At 53.5% G+C, this 19581-nt stretch carries 20 protein-coding genes; 9 read left to right on the top strand and 11 right to left on the bottom strand.

Going from position 1 to position 19581, the window contains the following annotated elements; translation table 11 throughout:
• Positions 1-2: 2 nt before the first annotated feature.
• Entirely contained in the window at positions 3-656 is a 654-nt protein-coding gene (locus tag RHJ02_RS11595) for a TIGR02281 family clan AA aspartic protease (RefSeq protein ID WP_206200289.1), read from the bottom strand.
• Between the two features lie 62 nt (positions 657-718).
• On the opposite strand from RHJ02_RS11595, the gene RHJ02_RS11600 reads away from it, so the two are divergent.
• Entirely contained in the window at positions 719-1300 is a 582-nt protein-coding gene (locus RHJ02_RS11600) for a Uma2 family endonuclease (RefSeq protein ID WP_206200290.1), read from the top strand.
• Between the two features lies 1 nt (position 1301).
• Here the strand turns inward: RHJ02_RS11600 and RHJ02_RS11605 are convergent, their stop codons facing one another.
• From RHJ02_RS11605 to speA, 8 genes are all read right to left on the bottom strand, one after another.
• Positions 1302-1706 carry an NIL domain-containing protein gene (locus tag RHJ02_RS11605; RefSeq protein WP_206200291.1) on the bottom strand — a complete coding sequence of 135 codons (405 nt, stop codon included), beginning with the start codon at positions 1704-1706 and terminating at the stop codon, positions 1302-1304.
• A gap of 1130 nt (positions 1707-2836) precedes the next feature.
• A complete protein-coding gene (locus RHJ02_RS11610) occupies positions 2837-4354 on the bottom strand; it encodes a CapA family protein (protein ID WP_206200293.1) in 1518 nt (505 codons plus the stop codon).
• Between the two features lie 96 nt (positions 4355-4450).
• Entirely contained in the window at positions 4451-4921 is a 471-nt protein-coding gene (locus RHJ02_RS11615) for a CBS domain-containing protein (protein WP_206200294.1), read from the bottom strand.
• Between the two features lie 2 nt (positions 4922-4923).
• Positions 4924-5355, bottom strand: a complete 432-nt coding sequence (gene aroH, locus RHJ02_RS11620; RefSeq protein ID WP_149819637.1) for a chorismate mutase — start codon at positions 5353-5355, stop codon at positions 4924-4926.
• A 30-nt stretch (positions 5356-5385) separates the two neighbouring features.
• Positions 5386-6210, bottom strand: a complete 825-nt coding sequence (gene sppA / locus RHJ02_RS11625; protein WP_206200295.1) for a signal peptide peptidase SppA — start codon at positions 6208-6210, stop codon at positions 5386-5388.
• A 60-nt stretch (positions 6211-6270) separates the two neighbouring features.
• The gene (locus RHJ02_RS11630) at positions 6271-7389 is read right to left on the bottom strand and encodes an S-layer homology domain-containing protein (RefSeq protein ID WP_310744583.1); all 1119 of its coding nucleotides are present in this window, start codon (positions 7387-7389) and stop codon (positions 6271-6273) included.
• Positions 7390-7438: 49 nt separating this feature from the next.
• Positions 7439-7825, bottom strand: coding sequence for a hypothetical protein (locus RHJ02_RS11635; protein ID WP_302678360.1), 387 nt, complete (start codon positions 7823-7825; stop codon positions 7439-7441).
• An 8-nt stretch (positions 7826-7833) separates the two neighbouring features.
• Entirely contained in the window at positions 7834-9747 is a 1914-nt protein-coding gene (gene speA, locus RHJ02_RS11640; RefSeq protein WP_206201700.1) for a biosynthetic arginine decarboxylase, read from the bottom strand.
• Positions 9748-9903: 156 nt separating this feature from the next.
• Between speA and accC the strand changes: the two genes are divergently transcribed.
• The 6 genes from accC to RHJ02_RS11670 all read left to right on the top strand — a co-directional run bounded on the left by accC (position 9904) and on the right by RHJ02_RS11670 (position 14793).
• The gene (gene accC / locus RHJ02_RS11645) at positions 9904-11265 is read left to right on the top strand and encodes an acetyl-CoA carboxylase biotin carboxylase subunit (protein ID WP_206200298.1); all 1362 of its coding nucleotides are present in this window, start codon (positions 9904-9906) and stop codon (positions 11263-11265) included.
• On the top strand, positions 11265-12335 hold the full coding sequence (gene murG / locus RHJ02_RS11650; RefSeq protein WP_310800245.1) for an undecaprenyldiphospho-muramoylpentapeptide beta-N-acetylglucosaminyltransferase: 1071 nt from the start codon (positions 11265-11267) through the stop codon (positions 12333-12335). Before accC ends, murG begins: the two co-directional genes overlap by 1 nt.
• Positions 12336-12345: 10 nt before the next feature.
• Entirely contained in the window at positions 12346-12840 is a 495-nt protein-coding gene (locus tag RHJ02_RS11655; RefSeq protein WP_206200300.1) for a low molecular weight protein-tyrosine-phosphatase, read from the top strand.
• A complete protein-coding gene (gene purM / locus RHJ02_RS11660; protein WP_206200301.1) occupies positions 12840-13865 on the top strand; it encodes a phosphoribosylformylglycinamidine cyclo-ligase in 1026 nt (341 codons plus the stop codon). Before RHJ02_RS11655 ends, purM begins: the two co-directional genes overlap by 1 nt.
• Before the next feature lie 79 nt (positions 13866-13944).
• Positions 13945-14601, top strand: a complete 657-nt coding sequence (locus tag RHJ02_RS11665) for a Uma2 family endonuclease (protein ID WP_310800246.1) — start codon at positions 13945-13947, stop codon at positions 14599-14601.
• Between the two features lie 3 nt (positions 14602-14604).
• A complete protein-coding gene (locus RHJ02_RS11670; protein WP_302678364.1) occupies positions 14605-14793 on the top strand; it encodes a nucleotidyltransferase substrate binding protein in 189 nt (62 codons plus the stop codon).
• A gap of 114 nt (positions 14794-14907) precedes the next feature.
• Here RHJ02_RS11670 and RHJ02_RS11675 read toward each other — a convergent pair whose 3' ends face one another.
• Positions 14908-15975, bottom strand: a complete 1068-nt coding sequence (locus tag RHJ02_RS11675) for an AI-2E family transporter (RefSeq protein WP_302678365.1) — start codon at positions 15973-15975, stop codon at positions 14908-14910.
• 175 nt (positions 15976-16150) lie between these two features.
• On the opposite strand from RHJ02_RS11675, the gene RHJ02_RS11680 reads away from it, so the two are divergent.
• Together RHJ02_RS11680 and RHJ02_RS11685 are read left to right on the top strand one after the other, a co-directional pair.
• Positions 16151-16831, top strand: coding sequence for an NnrU family protein (locus tag RHJ02_RS11680; protein WP_399379846.1), 681 nt, complete (start codon positions 16151-16153; stop codon positions 16829-16831).
• A 73-nt stretch (positions 16832-16904) separates the two neighbouring features.
• Positions 16905-18791 carry a chloride channel protein gene (locus RHJ02_RS11685; protein ID WP_310800247.1) on the top strand — a complete coding sequence of 629 codons (1887 nt, stop codon included), beginning with the start codon at positions 16905-16907 and terminating at the stop codon, positions 18789-18791.
• Here RHJ02_RS11685 and cobA read toward each other — a convergent pair.
• Positions 18765-19532 (bottom strand): uroporphyrinogen-III C-methyltransferase, encoded by a 768-nt coding sequence (cobA, locus tag RHJ02_RS11690; protein WP_310800248.1) that lies wholly within the window; start codon positions 19530-19532, stop codon positions 18765-18767. The two genes, RHJ02_RS11685 and cobA, sit on opposite strands and share 27 nt — an antisense overlap.
• Between the last annotated feature and the right edge of the window lie 49 nt (positions 19533-19581).

The raw sequence follows: 19581 nt of genomic DNA on the forward strand, positions 1-19581 counted from the left end.
GCCTAAGGACGACGCTGCAACTGAATATGATCTTGCCGCAAACTGACATCAAAGTGCTGGAGAAAATCCTGCCCCAATAGGCCAATGGTCATTTCAGGCCCAGCGACAGCAACGGGCACTTGCTTCCGATGAAAACCGCCGACGCTGATGGATTGGACATAGACCACTGGCAGCACCACTTGACCATTCGCGGTATGAAACAGGCGATTATCCACCACTTGAGCGGGGGTAATGCCTAAAGCGCGTGCCATCGATCGCGTAATCACTGTCATACTGGCGCCTGAATCCACTAGCATCTCAAACCGTAACCGTTGATTAAACATCACTGGGATAACGGGAATTCCTCCCTGCCGCCGCAGAATCGGTACGATGCCACTGGGCTGGGTGATCACTGTTGCCATGGGCGGAGCAGGGGTTCGGGGAAGTTGTTGCAGCCGCACCAATTCTTGACGATAGCTAGTAAGGGCTGGCGCCTGTTGGGGATGGGCACGAATGACCTGATCGAGAATTTGCACCGCTGTTGCCCAGTCTTGGCTGGCGATCGCCCGATAAAAACTTTCTGGCAGTGCCACCACAGGCACCCCCTTGGCCGGGGCAATCAGGAGCATCATCCCCGCCAGCGTTGCCAGTGCCCAATATCCGTGTTGTTGGGTCATAATTTTCTTCGTACCCTAGGATCAATAGTAGCGAGATAAGCGTTGGCTATTCTAGGCTGCCAATGAGCACGCAACCTTCGCCACAACTGAGTCCTGAAGACTATCTGCAACGGGAAACCCAAAGTGGGGTCAAGCACGAATACATCAACGGTCAGATCTACGCAATGGCAGGGGCAAGCGATGCCCATGTCACCTTAGCCTTAAATTTGGCAACTCTGCTACGACCAACGGTGCGCCAACGGGGCTGTCGTCTCTACATTTCAGATATGAAAGTGCGTCTGGAGCAGCGAAATTGCTTTTACTATCCGGATCTTTTTGTTACCTGCGATCCACGGGATCGGCAAACCTCTCTCTATAAATCTTTTCCTTGCTTGGTGATTGAGGTGCTCTCTCCTTCAACAGAGGCCTTTGATCGCGGCGATAAGTTCCTTGACTATCAAAGCCTTGAGACGCTAGAGGAATACGTGCTGGTCAATACTCGTCAGCAGCGGCTAGAGACCTTTCGTCGCAGTACCTCGGGCTTATGGGTTTGGCAGGCCTATTCCCCGCCACAAAATTCGGTTGAACTCAAGAGCATCGCTTGGCAAGGCCACTTGTCTGATATCTATCAAGACGTGACCCTTGAGGAGGAGTTGAGGAGTTGAATTAAAAGTTGGTGTGAATCGCCTCCATCGGACACGCGGTCACACATTGCTCACAGACAATGCAACGGGAGCGGGTAAATTGGAGTTGAAACGTCTCTGGATGCAGCGTCAGCGCCTGAGTGGGGCATACCCCCGTACAGAGGCCACAGTGGACACAGGCCTGCTCATCAATCACAATTTCACGGCTGGCAAGGGAAACCTCAATATTCTGTTGCCGCAACCATTCTAGGGCGGCCTCCATTTGATCAATGTCCCCAGCCAACTCTAGAACCAGTTTGCCCACTTGGTTAGGTGCCACTTGGGCGCGAATGATATTGGCAGCAATGTTAAAGTCCTTGGCTAGGCGATAGGTGACGGGCATTTGAATCGTCCGTCGAGGGAATGTCAATGTGACTCGCTTTTTCACTGGTTGAAGCTTTGCATCGCAGTACAGCCCTTTCCACAAGTATCGCACACTCGCAACGCTGTGAAAGTTAGTGCACAGCCCTTTTCATAGGAATTGAAAATGAAAAACCACTAAATTTTGTTTACTAGTCTATAAACCTAAAAGCCATCTCCAAGGTGAAATTGTTACCCTGCTAGATAGGGATGAGATAGAGAATTTTTGTCAAAATTTAATAAATTATTAAAAATGAACATCGCAAAGAAAAACGAATCTCAAATCAAGCTAGAAGGTTCATCCGTTGCTGATGAAATGGCTCTTTTATGGATGCTTGCTGGCTTGATAATCATCTTCTTAAAATTATACTTTTCTCCCATCCTTTCAGTACAGTTGAGTTGTCAGCGCACTGAAACGAAAGATATGACCGCCACTGCCCAGTGCTGAGTTAAAGAATATTGGTTTTGGGGATTGTATAAACGAAATGAAATGTTAGTTGAATACGTCTCAGGGAGTAACATTGAAATCAAAGAGGAAATAGTTCGACGTGGTCACCGACGGAAATATTGCGCTTCTTGGAGCCTAGAGGATCATGGGGGTTCCTCTGTTGGTGGATGGGGTGGGGGAGATTGTGGTGCGATGAAAGCGGCACAAGACTGATTATCAAGATTCCTGTAGTCTAATCGAGAAACCTAGACGTATACCTATAGAAACCGTGATTGGTTACCGAGTGCAATTATATCTATTTTGACTTTGCCTTTGACGGTTAACTTCTTAGCAGTCTCTTATCAGCGATTCTACTATCCTCGTATGTCAGAGTTGTTGAAATATAAGGAAACATTAATCATTGATCGGTCTACAAGAAAGATTATATGGGAGAATCCGAAAACCAAATTTCGCAGAGAATATGACTTTCCCGATATAGAGGCAATGATTGTCCAAAAATATGTCGAAGTGATACAAGGCAGGCATGACCGTTCTTGGGAACAGAATCATTTCAAGATTTACTTCACTCTTAATGTGCCGGGGCCTCCTCGCAGAGTGCCTCTTTATCAAGGATGTAACGATGCCATAGCCGAATCCCTTATTACACAAATTCCTAAGTTTCTACCGGTCAAAATTGAGCACCAACAGTTGTCTCACCGACCAGAGGAAGACTAGGATTGGGAATCGGTGCTGACAATTTCACCGAGGCGTTCAATCTGCAAGGGAGTGTTGGGAAAGTCGGCTTGGGTTAAACGGCGAATCAGTTGCACACTGGCAAAGTTTTGATCAATGTGGGGAATCCCCTTGGCATCGAGGCGTACAGGAATGACTTTACCTTGAAGGAAGCGGCCAGAACCGTCGAGTTCAACATCTAGGATTAAGGACTTGCCAAGGGTGCCGTGACTGCTCAGGGTCTGATAGCCGACAAAGTTCCCTAGGGAATAGGCAATGAGGCGGCCTTTATACAATTCAAGGGCACGGGGGACATGGGGGCCATGACCTAAGATTAAATCGGCACCGTTATCAATCATGGTGCGGGCAAACTGAACCACATTGCCGCGGTCTTCGCCATAAAAGTACTCGGTGCGATCGCGGGTGTGAATTTGATCGCTGCCTTCGGCGCCACCATGGAAACTAACAACCACAATATCAGCGTTTTGCTTGGCCTTCTGTACAAGAGCGGCACCGGCCTTGAGGTCTTGAATGCGATTTTGGCCGTAGTAGGTGGCAAAGCCAATAAATGCGGTTTTCAGGCCATTGACTTCGAGGTAGGTAATTTGATTGAGATCACCAATGGCGGTCATGCCAGCGGCGTTGATGTGGCGAATCGTATCGCGAAATCCCTGCTCATGAAAGTCGTAGCTGTGGTTGTTGGCAATGTTGAGGACATTGAAACCAGCTTGGCGCAACACCTGTGCATAGCTGGGCGGTGAGCGAAAGGCAAAACTACGACCACTACTGGTGTTTTTGAAGGGATGGGGATGATCGGTGAGGGTACTTTCATAATTGCCAAAGAGGAGATCTGCCCCCTGAAGATAGGGTTTCACTTGGGCAAAGAGCTTTTGTGGATCCGCAGGCAAGCGGTTACTCGGAAAATTGGTGCCAAGGACAATATCGCCAACGGCCTTAATCCGCAGCCGGCGATCGCTCGGGGCGGGTGGGGGGGGCACAAGGGGAACGTCGGGTTCAGGGGTTGTAATGGCTGGACTGGGTTCCGCACTCGGCGGGGCATCGACACTGAGTTGATTTTGCAGGGTAAGGGCAACGGCACTCGTGCCCGCGATCGCCAGTAAACTGAGGGCAAAAGCACTGACCGCTTGATGGGATGGCGTGGTGGCAGGTGTTGTTGGATTTGAGCTTGCCTGCACAGACGGCGCCGCTGGTAAGGTCTCCTGTAAGTCAACGGTCTGTGTCCATTCTGGCCATTCTTCGCCAAGGAGCCGAGCATGGAGCCGTACACGTAGAACGCCTTGGGGCGCCAATTGCTTGAGGCCTCGGCAAACAAACTGAACGCAGACTTGGGGAGGGAGCGATCGCGCCGCTTCAAACATAATTTGTAAACAGTCACCCCGTCGCCGAACGAGGGCACGCACTCCCTTGGCCTGAAGCGTGCGGTTCATCAAATGGGCAATGGCCTCTGCTTGACCCTGCCGTGCCTGCTGCCAAATCAAATCAAGGGAAGCGGTCATGATCAAAGAACCCTCAGGCGATCGCGAGCGAACCTGTGGTTATTCTATGGGAAGTCACCAATCTTGAAAGTTAGTGTCAGGCCAATTTGACAAACGTCACGCAGAAGTTTCTTGGGTATGCAGGGCGCGCAACAGATCATGACGGCTAATAATGCCGACCAATTCTCCTTGGGCATTCAAGACCGGCAGGCGACTAATGTGGTGATTCACCATGAGGCGAGCCGCTTCGGCAATGGGGGCATCCACTCCAATGGTGTGGGGGTTAGGGGTCATCACATCCTGCACCTGTTGGCCAAGGGTTTTCTTGAGGTGTTGATGAAAGGATTCTGGAGACTCAAAGTAAATGATGCTGCCGAGGAACGTAATGTACAACGGTGGCTCGAGAGGCGCTTCGCGCACGATCAGGTCAGCTTCAGACACCAAGCCCACCAATTTGCCCTTATCATCCACCACGGGGAGGCCGCGCACCTGTTTTTCTTCCATCAGGCGAACTGCCTCAGAAATCGGGGCATCGGCACGAATGGTAAAGGGGTTGGGGGTCATGTAGTCACGGACAAGAGCGGTCATAGTTAACCTAGGGAATGAGAGGACAGATGGAGGGGATGGTAGTCGCCGTGCATTGCCAGATCGGGACGGAGGCTCTGGGCATGGCGCAGGTAGGCATGGTAAATCGGTTGATCGGGGTTGGGGGTGTTGAAGTAAATCAAGCAGCGGATACAGCGGGGTAAGCCTCCCTCCACATGCATTTGTTGAACATCGAGGAGAGGAATGTTGCGCCAATGGGGACATTCCCGGGCGATCGCTGCCGGAAAGATTTGATCGAGGTCACGGGTCACAGAGAAGGTCACACTAATCACTTCCGAGAAATCGAGGGCATTGCGCCGCTCAATCTCGCCGAGGAGTTCCAAAACCGCCTCACGGATTGCTGGAATTGAATTTTCAGTGGCGGTAGTTGCTCCACGAATTGCTCGGACGCGCCAGCCCACAGTGTGCTCCTCCATCAAGATATCCGCAAGGGTACTGTATCCAGCTTAGGGGCGATAGAGCCATAGGGGAAGTCCATTGGTGGCCATTTCAAATTCCAACCAGTCGAGACCCGCTTGCCACGGAAAGGGGAATCGTTCCTGCTGACGCGGAAACAGCCGAGCCAAGGGCGACTTGGGTTCTTCAATGGTTTGCACCTTGGTTTTGTCGGGGTCAAGTCCTGCCAATTCCGCCAGCCAGCGACGGGCATCCTCCTCGGTTCCCAAGCGATCCACCAGTCCGAGAGCAAGGGCCTGTTCACCGGTAAAGACACGGCCATCGGCAAAACTGCGTACCGTTTCCACATCGAGGTTACGGCCTTCGGCCACGGTTTGGACAAATTGGTGATAGCTGGTGTCAATGAGGTCTTGGAGAATGCGGATTTCTTCCTCAGTGAGGTCGCGATCGAAAGCAAGAATGTCCTTGTAGGGGCCAGACTTGATCACCTTGAATGAGACCCCCACCTTGTCGAGGAGCCGTTGCAAATTGTTGCCCCGCAGGATGACGCCAATACTGCCTGTAATGGTGCCGGGGTTGGCCATGATGTGCTGTGCCCCCATACCGATATAGACCCCGCCAGAGGCAGAGATATTGCCAAAACTGGCAACGATTTTCATTTTCGACTGCAAACGCTTGAGGGCCGCATAGATTTCTTGGGAATCCCCCACGGTTCCGCCGGGACTGTCAATGCGCACCAGTAGTGCCGGATAGCTCCGTTCTTCAATGGTTTTCAGGGCTTTGAGGACACGACGGCGAGTACCCCCAGCGATCGCCCCCGTAATTTCGAGGCGGGCAATTTGACGATGGTAACCACGGGATAAGGGCCAAGGCATAGGCAGCAATCAGTTCAGCAAATCGTAACAATTGACTCGGATTTCTAATCTAGCAAGGTTCTAGGAGGCAGAGGGCGGTGCTTGCTTCACCATCGCTGCTGAGAGTCCCTCGGTCCCGTTGCCGATATACCACAGGGCTGCTGCGGCTTCGGCGTGGGTGACGGGTTTTTGGGGCTGGAGCAAGAGGGTTTCTCCCCAAACGCGGCGAATGTTTGAGAGATCCCCCGCGAGATAGTCAGCGGCCACGGCATTGATGGCGGGGGGAGCAATCCGTTGACTGTCCTTGAAGCCCCATGTTTGCTGAATGCGGTCAATCGTGCTGGGACTGAGCCGCCCCTGTTGATCGAGGGGCACTTTCCACTGCAACAGCGTTTCGCGAGTAAGGGGAGCATTGGGGCGAAAGAGGGTACTAGTATCGCCGGTGAGGGGGCTGGGCAAAAATCCTGCCATCGCCAGTCCCTGAATATAGGGAAAGTCGGGATGATCACGAAGCACATCTTGGAAAATGGGTGTGTCGTTGCGGCTGCCCAAGCGGATTTGGCGTGCGGGGCGATCGGCATAAAAGCGGTTGTAGGTGGTCACCAACCAACGCACAAACTGAGCACGACTGATGGGGGTATTGGGTTGCAGGCGATCGCCCGTGGTGCTGAGAACCCCCAGTTCTGCCAAGTCACGAATGGCCGGCTGTAGGGGGGCAGGGGCGTCCTCTAGATCAGCGAACGTTTGGGGGGAGGAATGGGTGGGCTGGGGAGACGGTGTGGCCGTGGTGCTATTGACGGCTGTGTAGGCCACGGTGAAGGTTGTCAGGTTATTTTCTGGCACCGTGTTGATGGTGACGCTCACTTCCAGTTCAGCACTGCGCCCCTTGAGGGTGATCGTATTGTCGGCTACCTGTTGCTCCACCAGTTGCCAGCCCGACTGTTGAAATTGTTGGCTATAGAATTGCTGGATGGCGATCGCCGGCGCGGGTGCTTGCCAGCGGGTTTCCGTCGTCTGGGGTGACCCCGCTTGGGGCTGATTGGCTACAAGCATCGCATTAGGAAACCGTAAATTCTCTGGTAGCGTTGTCGTCGGTTCTGGCGTGGGTGCCTTCCCTGCCCATTGATCAGCATTGGGGTCAGCAGCAAACCAACTTTGTAGCCCACTGCCCTCACAACTGCTGAGAAGCAGGGCACTCAAGAATAAGATCCATCCCAATTGGCGCGATCGCTTCAACGTTCTTCGACCCTCAGCTTGCTACCGTTTCACTCAGCACTGATTTCAACCGCCATAGGAGGAAAGTCTGCCCCAACTCTAGAGGCAGCGGTGTTACCCCCTCAATACAGGACTGTACCCAGCCCTCTCCCCACGACCATTCTTGCCAGCCCTCAATGGCCTGCCGCAGCACCAATACCAGTCGCTCTGCTGTGAGTAGTTCCACGCGATGTTCCAGTTTTAACCACAGGAATTCACTGGTGAAGGTATCCCCCACTTGCAGGCGATCGCCCGTCGTCTGAACCTGTAGGGGCCACAACCACTGCCGTAACTGTGCTGGCTGCGTCAAATACTCCCGCAGTTGGTCTGCGGTGGCCGGCACCTCAATGCGCAAATGGCTTGACTGAAATGTTCCCAGCATCGCTTTCCCTAAGAGGATAGATACGTGTAGCTGCGCAAACTCCGCTCATAGTTTTCTAGCAGGTGCTGCGCTTCTGCCAATGTAATTTGCTGTTCTGCCAGCGCTGCCTCAGTGCGACGGCGAATTTTTTCTAACAGGGCATCCCCTTGGTACTGCACATAACCGAGGACTTCTTGCATTGTATCGCCCCGCACTAGGTGCTCAATTTCATAACCCTTGGGAGTTAGACGGATATGGACGGCATTCGTATCCCCAAAAAGATTGTGGAGATTGCCCATGATTTCCTGATAGGCACCGTTGAGAAAGAGACCAAGGTAGTAGGGTTCCCTTGGGCGAAAGGGATGCAGTTCCAAGACCGATTTCACATCCCGCAGGTCAATAAATTGGTCAATTTTGCCGTCGCTGTCGCAGGTGAGATCTGCAAGGATGCCCCGTTCTGTGGGTTCTTCATCGAGGCGGTGGATTGGCATGATTGGAAACAGTTGATCGATCGCCCAGCTATCAGGCACCGACTGAAACACCGACAGATTGATGTAGTAAATCGAAGCCATGATTTTCTCAAGATCTTCGAGATCGTCGGGCACATATTCCTGCTGGCGAGCAATGCCGAGGATTTTGGCACAACAGGCCCAAAAGAGACTTTCTGCCCGTGCCCGCTCTGGCAAACTCAAGTAGCCAAAGTTAAAGAGACTGATGGCCTCCCCCTTGAATTGCAGGGCGTCGTTGTAGGCCTCTTGGTAGTTGTTCTCATCAATCGTTTGGTAGGTGTCGTAGAGGTTGCGGATAATCAGGTGCTCGTCCTCCGTGGCCGGTTCGGGGGTAATTTTGGGCACTTCACTGACCCCCAAGACATTGAAAATCAATACCGATTGATGGGAGGCAATGGCGCGGCCACTCTCACTGATGAGAATGGGATCGGGAATGCCCCGCTGCCGACAGGCGTCCTTAATGCCGGCCACGACATCACTGGCGTAGTTTTGCATGCTGTAGTTTTTCGAGGCATGGAAATTGGTTTTGGAGCCGTCGTAGTCCACCCCCAAGCCGCCGCCCACATCGAGGTATTGCATATTGGCACCGAGGCGCACCAGCTCGCCATAAATTTGCCCCGCCTCACGAATCGCATCCTTAATGACGCTAATGGCAGAAATTTGCGAGCCAATGTGAAAGTGCAACAGTTGCAGGGAATTGAGCATTCCTGCTTCTCGCAGTTGTTCGACTGCCGTTAAAATCTCTGGCACCGTCAGACCAAACTTGGCGCGATCGCCCGCAGAAGTGCCCCAACGCCCTACCCCCTGGGTGCTCAGTTTTGCCCGTACCCCCACAATGGGTTCAATGCCCAAAGCCTGACTGACAGCAATCACTTCCGCGACTTCTTCAGGCTGCTCAAGGACAATGATCGGGGTGTGGCCAAGGCGACGCGCCAGAATAGCCGTTTCAATGTAGCCGCGATCCTTATAGCCATTGCAGATTAGCAGTGCCCCCGGTGTATTGAGCATGGCCAAGGCAATCAGCAATTCCGGTTTTGATCCTGCCTCTAGGCCAAACTGATGGGACTGGCCAAAGCGCACGAGGGCTTCAATGATGTGGCGTTGTTGATTGCACTTAACGGGAAAGACCCCCTTGTAGGCTCCCTGATAGCCATAGCGGGCAATGGCGCGGGCAAAGCAGGCATTCAGTCGCTCAATGCGATCCTCAAGGATATCGGAAAACCGCAGTAGCAGGGGGAGGCCAATGTTGCGCTGTTGGAGCGCCTGCACCAATTCATAGAGATCCAATGACCCACCGCGATCGCCCTTGGGAGAGACGGTGACATGACCCGCAGCATTAATCCCAAAGTAGGGTTCGCCCCAGCCCTGAATGCGGTAGAGCTGCTCGCTGTCCTCAATTGTCCAATTGCTGGTTTTCGTAACGGTCAAGGCCATCGTGGGTGACACAGCAGCCATAGTGCGCTCCCAAATAAAACCCTGCTGATCCTAACTTGTTTTTGCCAGTGGCACCAATGCAATTGCCGTCGCCTTTTCGGAAGCGTTGAGCTGGCATGGTAGCATTAGGGATCGCTTCCCCTACCGTTGACCGCCATGGCCTTTACGAAAATTTTGATTGCCAATCGTGGCGAAATTGCACTGCGGATTCTGCGTACCTGTGAGGAATTGGGCATTGCAACGGTTGCCGTCTATTCCACCGTAGATCGCCATGCCCTGCATGTGCAATTGGCCGATGAGGCGGTGTGCATTGGCGAAGCCCCCAGTAGCCGCAGCTATCTCAATATTCCCAACATTATTGCTGCTGCCCTCACCCGCCATGTCTCGGCGATTCACCCAGGCTATGGCTTTTTGGCGGAAAATGCCCGCTTTGCCGAGATCTGCGCCGACCACAAAATTACCTTTATTGGGCCGAGTCCCGCTGCCATGCGTGCCATGGGGGATAAATCCACCGCCAAAGCGACGATGCAACAGGTGGGGGTGCCGACAATTCCCGGCAGTGATGGACTGGTGCAGGATGAGGAAACTGCTCGGGCGATCGCCCGCAAAATTGGCTATCCCCTGATGATTAAAGCCACGGCTGGGGGGGGTGGCCGGGGGATGCGCTTGGTGCGCTCTGCTGAAGATTTAGGACGGGCCCTCAGTGCCGCCCAAGGGGAAGCGGAAGCCGCCTTTGGCAATGCCGGCGTCTATCTGGAGCGATTTATTGAAAATCCCCGCCACATTGAGTTCCAGATTCTGGCGGATAGCTATGGCAATGTCATTCACCTTGGGGAGCGCGATTGCTCTGTACAGCGGCGTCATCAAAAGCTCCTTGAGGAAGCGCCTAGCCCTGCCCTCACCCCCGAACTGCGTGCCAAGATGGGAGCTGCTGCTGTCACTGCCGCTAAAGCCATTAACTACGTCGGTGCCGGCACCATTGAATTTCTCCTCGACGGCCAAGACAACTTTTACTTCATGGAAATGAATACTCGCATTCAGGTGGAGCACACCGTCACAGAAATGATTACGGGGCTGGATCTGATTGCGGAGCAAATTCGCATTGCCCAAGGGGAACCCCTCAGCTTGACCCAAGAACAGGTGCTGTTGCGGGGACATGCCATTGAATGCCGCATCAATGCCGAGGATCCGGAGCGCAATTTCCGTCCCCATCCCGGTCGTATTAGTGGTTACTTGCCCCCCGGTGGCCCTGGGGTGCGCATGGACTCCCATGTTTATACCGACTATGAAATCCCCCCTTACTATGATTCGCTGATCGGTAAATTGGTGGTGTGGGGGAGCGATCGCCCCGCTGCCATTGCCCGCATGAAGCGTGCCCTAAGAGAATGTGCGATTATGGGGGTGCCGACCACCATTCCCTTTCATCAGCAGGTGATGGACACGCCAGAGTTTCGCAGCGGTATTGTCTATACCAACTTTGTCGATAAGCTCATGACCACATTGGGCTGGAATGTTTAATGCTTGGGCCAAAGAAACTACTGATTGCAGCGAGTGGTACTGGCGGGCATCTCTTTCCCGCACTAGCAGTAGCAGAAGAGTTACCTGAATATAACATCCATTGGTTGGGGGTGCGCGATCGCCTTGAACAGAAATTAATTCCGCCCCAGTACCCCCTGCATACGATCAACTTCGGTGGTGTCCAAGGCAAGACCCCTTGGGCAAGGCTGCGCCCCCTCTGGCAATTTTGGGGAGCTTTTTGGCAAACGCGCCAGTTGTTAAAACAGGGACACTTCCAAGGGGTGTTTACCACCGGTGGCTACATTGCAGCACCAGCTATTTTAGCGGCTCGCAGTTTGGGGCGTGTCGCCCTGCTCCATGAATCCAACGCCCTACCAGGCAAAGTCACCCGCTGGCTGGCGCCTTGGTGTACGCTGGTTGCCTTGGGTACCCCCGCGAGTTTAGCCTACCTCAAATCCAAACGGCTGAACCTACGGGTCACGGGCACCCCGGTGCGTCCCGATATTCTCCATCCCGGCGACTTGGAGTTGCCGATTCCCAAGGAGGTACCCCTGATTCTAGTGATGGGGGGGAGTCAAGGGGCAGTGGCCATCAATCGCCTTGTACGGGAAACGGTTCACCGCTGGCTCGAGGCGGGGGCTTGGGTGGTGCATCTCACGGGCAACAATGATCCCGATGCCCAAAGTGTTCAGCATCCCCACTATCTCGTCTTTCCCTTCTTTGAACCCATGGGATCCCTGCTGCACCGCGCGGATATCGTCATTAGTCGAGCTGGCGCCAGTGCCTTGGCGGAACTAACCCTCACAGGAACCCCAGCGCTGTTGATTCCCTATCCCTATGCGGCTGAAGATCACCAAACGGTGAATGCTGAAGTGCTGGTGAGTGCCGGCGCTGCTGAAATGATCCCGCAGTCGGCATTGACGGGCGATCGCCTCGGGCAGATCATTTTAGAATGGCTAGGGCAGCCGCAAAAATTACAAGCCATGGCCGAGAATGCCCGCCAATTGGCGATGCCCAACAGCAGTCAGCAGGTCGCTGATCTCATCCGTACGTTGATTCCCGCCCCCTAGGAAATGTCCTATGCCCATCCGTCTTCTTTTTGTTTGTCTTGGTAATATCTGTCGCTCCCCTGCTGCCGAAGGGATCATGCAAGATCTGATCAAAAAGGCAGGTTTAGAGTATGAGATTCAGTGTGACTCTGCCGGCACCAGCAACTTTCACGTTGGCGATCCACCGGATGCCCGCATGGTAATGACGGCACGGCAACGGGGACTGCACTTGACCCATCGAGCACGCCAATTTCATGCCGCCGACTTTGAGGAATTTGATCTGATTTTGGCGATGGATCGGGAAAACTACTATGATATCTTGCGCCTTGACCCCGAAGGGAAATACCGCGATAAAGTGCGGTTAATGTGTGATTTTTGCCGTCACCACGACGCGAGGGAAGTGCCCGACCCCTACTACGGTGGCCGTCAGGGGTTTGAGAAGGTGTTGGATCTGCTCACCGATGCCTGTGAAGGCCTCCTAGAGTATCTCAAGGCTCACTACCCCCAACTACAGGAGCAGCATTGATGGACTACCGCAGTGCCGGTGTAGATGTGGCCGCTGGCCGTGCCTTTGTCGAGCAGATTCGCCCCTTGGTGCAGCGCACCCAACGACCGGAAGTAGTGGGACGACTGGGAGGCTTTGCTGGGCTATGTCAAATTCCCAAGGGCTATCGTCAACCCCTTTTGGTGTCGGGAACTGATGGAGTGGGCACGAAGCTAAAACTGGCTCAAGCCCTCGATCGCCACGATACGGTTGGCATTGATCTGGTGGCCATGTGCGTCAACGATGTCCTCACCTGTGGTGCTGAGCCGCTCTTTTTCTTGGACTACATTGCCTGTGGTCGTCTGGCGCCAGAGATGATGACCGCTGTGGTGGCGGGTATTGCCCAAGGGTGTGAAGCGGCGGGTTGTGCCCTCTTGGGGGGGGAGACAGCGGAAATGCCGGGATTCTATGCCGAAGGGGTCTATGACCTTGCGGGGTTCTGTGTTGGTGTCGTTGAGCAGGATCAGGTGCTGGATGGCACGCAGGTGCAGGTGGGGGATGTGGTCTTGGGATTGGCCAGTTCTGGGCTGCACAGCAATGGCTTTAGTTTGGTGCGTAAAATTGTTAGCGATCGCCAGCTCAGTTGGCAGGATACCCCCCTTGGCTCCACCCCCCTTGGCGAGCTGTGCTTAGAACCGACGCGCCTCTATGTCCAACCCATTCGTGCTGCTTTGGCGCAAGGGATTCCCATCCACGGCATGGCTCACATCACCGGCGGTGGTCTGCCGGAAAATTTGCCCCGCTGCTTGGGTCAAGGGCAATCCGCACAACTGGATCCTCAGGCTTGGCCAATTCCGCCACTCTTCCACTGGCTAGGGGAAATGGGAGGGGTCAGTTTGGGCGAACTTTTCAACACCTTCAATATGGGGATTGGGTACACCGTGGTTTTACCGCCGTCAGCGGTTGCAGCGGCGCAGGCCTGCTTTGCCGAGTGGGGGGTTGAGAGTTGGCCAATTGGCACCGTTGTTGCGGGCACCGGTGACGTACTGGGATTACCTGCTGCTTAGTTGATGCGCATGTACCATTCACCATTTCGCTGACGCCTAGAATAAAGGTGCTGGCTGCTATCATGGACGGTTGCGAAAAATGACGGCTCCTCTCCTCACCCTTGAAAGTGGCGATCGCCTGACCCGCGAGGAATTTGAATACCGCTATGAGCACTCTCCCCACATTAAGAAGGCTGAACTGATTAACGGAGTGGTGTTTGTGGCCTCACCAATTCGGGTTAGAAACCACGCTCAACCTCACGGACACATGGTTGTGTGGCTGGGTACCTATGCGACACTGATGCCCAGTTTGATGGTGTGTGACAATGCTACTGTACGGCTGGATGACAGCAATGAAGTGCAACCTGATGTGCTATTGCGCCTCGAAGAATCGGCGGGGGGACAATCACGCATTAGTGCTGATGACTACATCGAAGGGGCACCGGAGTTAGTGATTGAAATTGCCTCTAGCAGTGCCGCCTACGATCTCCACGACAAAAAAGACCTCTATTGCCGTTTTGGCGTCAAGGAATATCTGGTGTGGGTGGTCTCAGAACAGGCCTTCTACTGGTATCACCGCGAGCAGGGGAGCTACGTTCAGCAACAGCCCGATCGCGAAGGAGTGCTTCGCAGTCAAGAGTTTACCGGTCTCTGGTTGAATTTGCCTGCCCTTTTACAAGGGGATATGAAAAAGGTGATGCTCACATTGCAACAGGGGTTGTCAACAAGAAGTGATCACCCCCTCAGTGAAGGATAGATCATGGAACGCTGGCAGTGGCGACTCAAGAGTTATAAAAAAGCGTTTCAGAGGCTTCAGGAAGGGGTGGAACTGTGCCGTACTCGCCCCTTGAGCAATATAGAAAAGCAGGGAGTGATTCAAGGATTTGAGTACACGTTTGAACTGGCGTGGAACTTGCTCAGGGACTATAGCTATTCCAATCAAGAATGAGATATTATCCAGCACAATAACTGTGAATGCGTCAGGACACCTTTGTAAAGGTCAGCGTCAAGGCAAAACGTTTGAGAGCAGGATGGGACGATGACTATCTCGCTCATCTCCTTGCTACTGCCTGAGTATGCGTTTGCCCTGCGAGGATTTCGGAGCAGCCTCACTGCTTGCCTGCAAGGCTTTGAGATCTAGCAAACTGACGATCGTCCCCGTCATCGGAATGGCAAGGAAAATACCGACAATTCCTGCGACTGTTGCCCCTACTAGGAGGGAAAAAAATAAAACCACTGGATTCAGGTTGACGGTGTTGCGCATGACACGGGGCATGAGAATATTTTCTTCCACCTGTTGCAGCAGAATACAGCTAATCAGCACTTGTACACTCAGGGCAATACTCTTGGGCAGCAGGATCAAGCAGATGAGGGAAATGCCCATCGTTGAGCCAATCCCTGGAATGAGATCCAAGCCACCGGCGATCGCCCCAAGGGCAAGGGCATAGGGGGCACGTAACACCAGCAAGACAAGGAATGTGGCGGTACCAAAGAAGAGAGAGAGAAGCAAACGGCCACTAAAGAAGCCCAAAAAGTTCCGCTCTAAGGCTTGGGGCACGCGATCGCGCCACGGATCAGGCAAAAAACTCAGTAGGTACTGCCATAGCCGCTCCCCCTCCAGCAGCATAAAGAAGGTAATCACAGCCAGAATAATGCCGCTGAGCAACAGCGCAAAGACAGACTGCAACTTGCCAAAACCAAACTGCAGACCCGCAAGGGCAAAGTTGCGTAATTCTGACTCCAGTTGCTGGAAATTGATGTCTAGATTCCATCGCGCCAGAAACTGCTGCATCCTCTCAAGGGAGTCAATCCACAGATCAATTTGGCTGGGCAAATTGGTGATCAAGTCCTGCAACTGGCCAATGATCGCCAACCCAAGGGTAATCCCCAAGCCGATTAGAATTGCCAATGTCCCGAGAAACACAATGGTAACCGCCAAACCATGGGGCAAGTAACGCTTGAGCCAGCCCACGGGATAGTTGAGTAAAAACGCCAGAATGGCTGCAAAAAGAAACATCAGTAAGACGTAGGCAAAGTAGTGCAAAAGTTGCACGCCAATCCAGCCAAGAGCAAAGAGCAGCAGCAGGCGCAGTAGACGGTGGTTTTCGAGGCGATCGAGCCAATTGAACATAGATTGATGTCGGATGCCCTCAACGCCTTGACTATAGCTCATAGGCTGCGTTTTGCGGCTTAGTTACATTACTTTACAAAGCGTCTGACCCTTTGGGATCATGGAATGGGGTTTTAATCGTACGGAGTAGATCGGCGTGGATCAGCACAGTTGGCAAACCAGTTCGCAGTGGATCATGGTGGGGTTATTGCTCTTGTTTGCGATCGCCCACAGTGGATTGGCAAGCTTACGTCCTTGGGCAGAAAAGCGCGTCGGTGCCCGCCTTTATCGCATTTTTTTTGCCTTAGTGAGTCTACCCTTAGCGACAATCTTGATTCTCTACTTTTTGGCCCATCGCTACGATGGCGTGCAACTGTGGCAACTCCAAGGGGTACCGGGGATGGGGGCGCTCGTGTGGGGGCTATCGGCGATCTCGTTTCTCTTTCTTTATCCGGCCACATTTAACTTGCTAGAGATTGCCGCTGTACAAAAGCCAGAAGTGCACCTCTACGAAACGGGCATTATTCGCATTACCCGCCACCCGCAGTTATGGGGACAGGTGATCTGGTGTGTGGCGCATACGCTGTGGTTGGGCACGTCCTTTACACTGCTGACCTCCCTTGGGCTGATTGCCCATCACTGCTTTGGAGTTTGGCATGGCGATCGCCGCTGGTACGCACGGCATGGAGAAGCGTTTACTGCCCTGAAAGCCCGCACCTCAATCATTCCCTTCAAAGCCATTTGGCAGGGCAAGCAACAACTGGTGTGGCAAGAATTTTTGCGCCCCGCCTATGGGGGAGTAGCCATCTTTGTCGGTTTGCTGTGGTGGCTACATCCTTACTTTTATCATGTCACGCCGCAAATTTTGCCCTTTTAGCTTCTCCATTGGAAATTCCGCATAATTGAAGATGGAGCTATTTTAAGCAACTTTTTCTCACCGCTTTGCAACAGTGTCCTCCCCATCCTCCCCTCCTTCTCTGACTGCTGAATCTCGCCTCACTCGACTTTTCAATCAATTACAACCGCCCCCGGAAACCGTCGTACTGGTCTTGGCAGTACTCATTGGCGGTAGTGCAGGGCTGAGTGTGCTGCTGTTTCGTTACCTGATTGAGACAATTCATCACATGGCCCTTGAAGACTTGATGGGGCTTATTGGTCGATGGGGCGCTTGGACACTGGCCTGCGTTCCGGCCTTGGGAGGCTTGCTGGTGGGGATCATCCGCTGGTTTGTCCAAGAGTTTAGTCCCAACCTGATGTCATTGATGGGTGCTGTAGAAGCAGGCAAGGAAATTCCCTTCATTCGCCCCATTGCCAAAACCCTTGCGGCGGCGATTTCCCTTGGTACAGGTGCGTCCCTTGGTCCAGAAGGCCCCAGTGTGGAAGTGGGTGCCAACATCGGCATTCTCTTGGGTCAAGCGCTGAAGGTTTCCCGAGAACGGCAAAAGTTGCTCCTCGGTGCAGGGGCGGCGGCAGGGTTGGCAGCAGGCTTCAATGCCCCGATCGCTGGCGTGTTCTTTGCCCTAGAGGTGGTATTGGGCACCACGTTTGAAACAACGGCTGTGAGTGTGGTGCTTTTGGCTGCTGTGATTTCTGCCCTGATTACCCAAATTGGCTTGGGGGCACAACCCGCCTTTGATTTGCCCACCTATGAGGTGCGCAGTTCCCTTGAGTTGCCCTTGTATTTGGGCTTAGGACTGTTGGCCTACGGCGTTGCCATTGTCTATACCCAGTTACTTCAGTGGCTCCCCCAAGTCTTTCAGGGGAAAATTCCACCCATGCAGTTTTTAGGTCGTATTCCCCTAGCGCTGCGTCCCCTAGTGGGTGGCCTCTGCGTTGGCCTTGTGGCTTTGCATTTACCGCAAGTGCTGGGCATTGGCTATGAAACGGTGGAAGCAATTCTCAGGGATGTGAATTTTTCCCTCGGCTTGCTGTTGATCTTGCTACTGACCAAGATGGTCTTAACAGCAGTGAGTTTAGGCAGTGGTCTAGTGGGGGGCATCTTTGCACCGGCGCTCTTTTTGGGCGCGTCCCTTGGTGCCGCTTATGGTAAAGTGTTGCCCATCCTGCTACCCATGTTTGCCAACAGTATTGCTGCACCAGCAGCCTATGCCACAGTGGGAATGGCAACTGTCCTCGCGGCAAGTGTCAATGCTCCCTTAACAGCTATTTTGCTGCTGTTTGAAATGACGCGGGACTACCGCATTATTTTGCCCTTGATGGCAGCGGTGGGCTTAAGTGTCTGGTTGGTGAATAGTTTGAGTGTTCAAAAACGGGGCGAACTGCCCGCATTGGCACCCAGCGCTCAGACCCAGAAGGAGGAGCAGGAGGAAAGTCCCCCCAATCTTTCTGTGGCGGAAGCCATGCAATCGGAGGTGCTGTTTCTTAGCGAAGCAATGCCTGTGGTTGAAGCTGGCTTGCAACTGATTGAAAAAAAAGCCTACTGCGCCTTTGTGACCGATAGTCAGCAGGACTTGATGGGGTTGGTCACCCTTGGGGATATTAATCGGGTGCTGACCCGTTGGGAAACTGATCAGGAAACAACGGCCTATCAAACGCAAACGGTGGGGAGTGTCTGTACGCGGGAGCTATTGCTTGCCTACGGTGATGAACCCCTGAAGGACGCCCTCGATCGCATGGGGGCGCGGGATTTGAGGCAGTTACCCGTGGTGGATCGCAACAATCCGCAACGGGTTTTGGGACTGCTCACCAGAGAGAATATCCGCCTTGCCTATTCTCTGGATCAAACGCGACGTAAGCTTTTGCCCTATTTGGAGCAGGCGATGCTGTCGCTGCCCCTAGAACCCGCTGTTTCAGATCTGGTGGAGACCTCCCATTAGCTGGCAGCGCAGGTGAATGACCTCGCCAATGACAATCAAGGCAGGCGTTTGAATCTGTGCCTCGTCATAGGTGGCGATCGCTCGCTCTAGGGTTGTCACCACCACCCGTTGCTGCGGTGTTGTCCCTGATTCAATAAAGGCCAAGGGCGTCTGGGGCGATCGCCCCCCTGCCAGGAGTTGCGGCACAATTTCCCGCAGATGATGGAGTCCCATGTAAATCACAATCGTATCCACCGCCGTAGCCAGAGCCGACCAATTGACGCGCGGTTGATAGCGACCAGCAGCCTCATGGCCCGTGACAAAAACCACCGAAGAACTAAAATCCCGATGGGTGAGGGGAATGTGCGCATAGGCAGGTGCAGCCACCCCACTGGTGACCCCCGGCACCACTTCGACAGTAATGCCAGCCTCGACAAGGGCAAGACACTCTTCACCCCCTCGGCCAAAGACAAAGGGATCACCCCCCTTGAGGCGCACAATCACCGCATGGCGCTGAGCCAAGTCAATCAACAGGCGGCAAATCTCCGCTTGGGAGAGGGTATGGTTGCCCCGCCGCTTGCCCACATGAATTTTTTCCGCTTCGGGGTTGATCAAGTTAAGAATTTCGGGGCTAATCAGCGCATCGTAGAGCACCACATCCGCCCACTCCAGTAGCGTCTTGGCACGCACCGTCAGTAGCCCCACATCGCCGGGACCTGCGCCCACTAAATATACTTTGCCAATTAATTGCGATGAACTCATTCTTGAATCAAACCTTGTATAACGGTTTCTATCTGCTGAAAAGCTGGAG

Source organism: Thermosynechococcus sp. TG215, assembly GCF_031583455.1.
Classification (GTDB): domain Bacteria; phylum Cyanobacteriota; class Cyanobacteriia; order Thermosynechococcales; family Thermosynechococcaceae; genus Thermosynechococcus.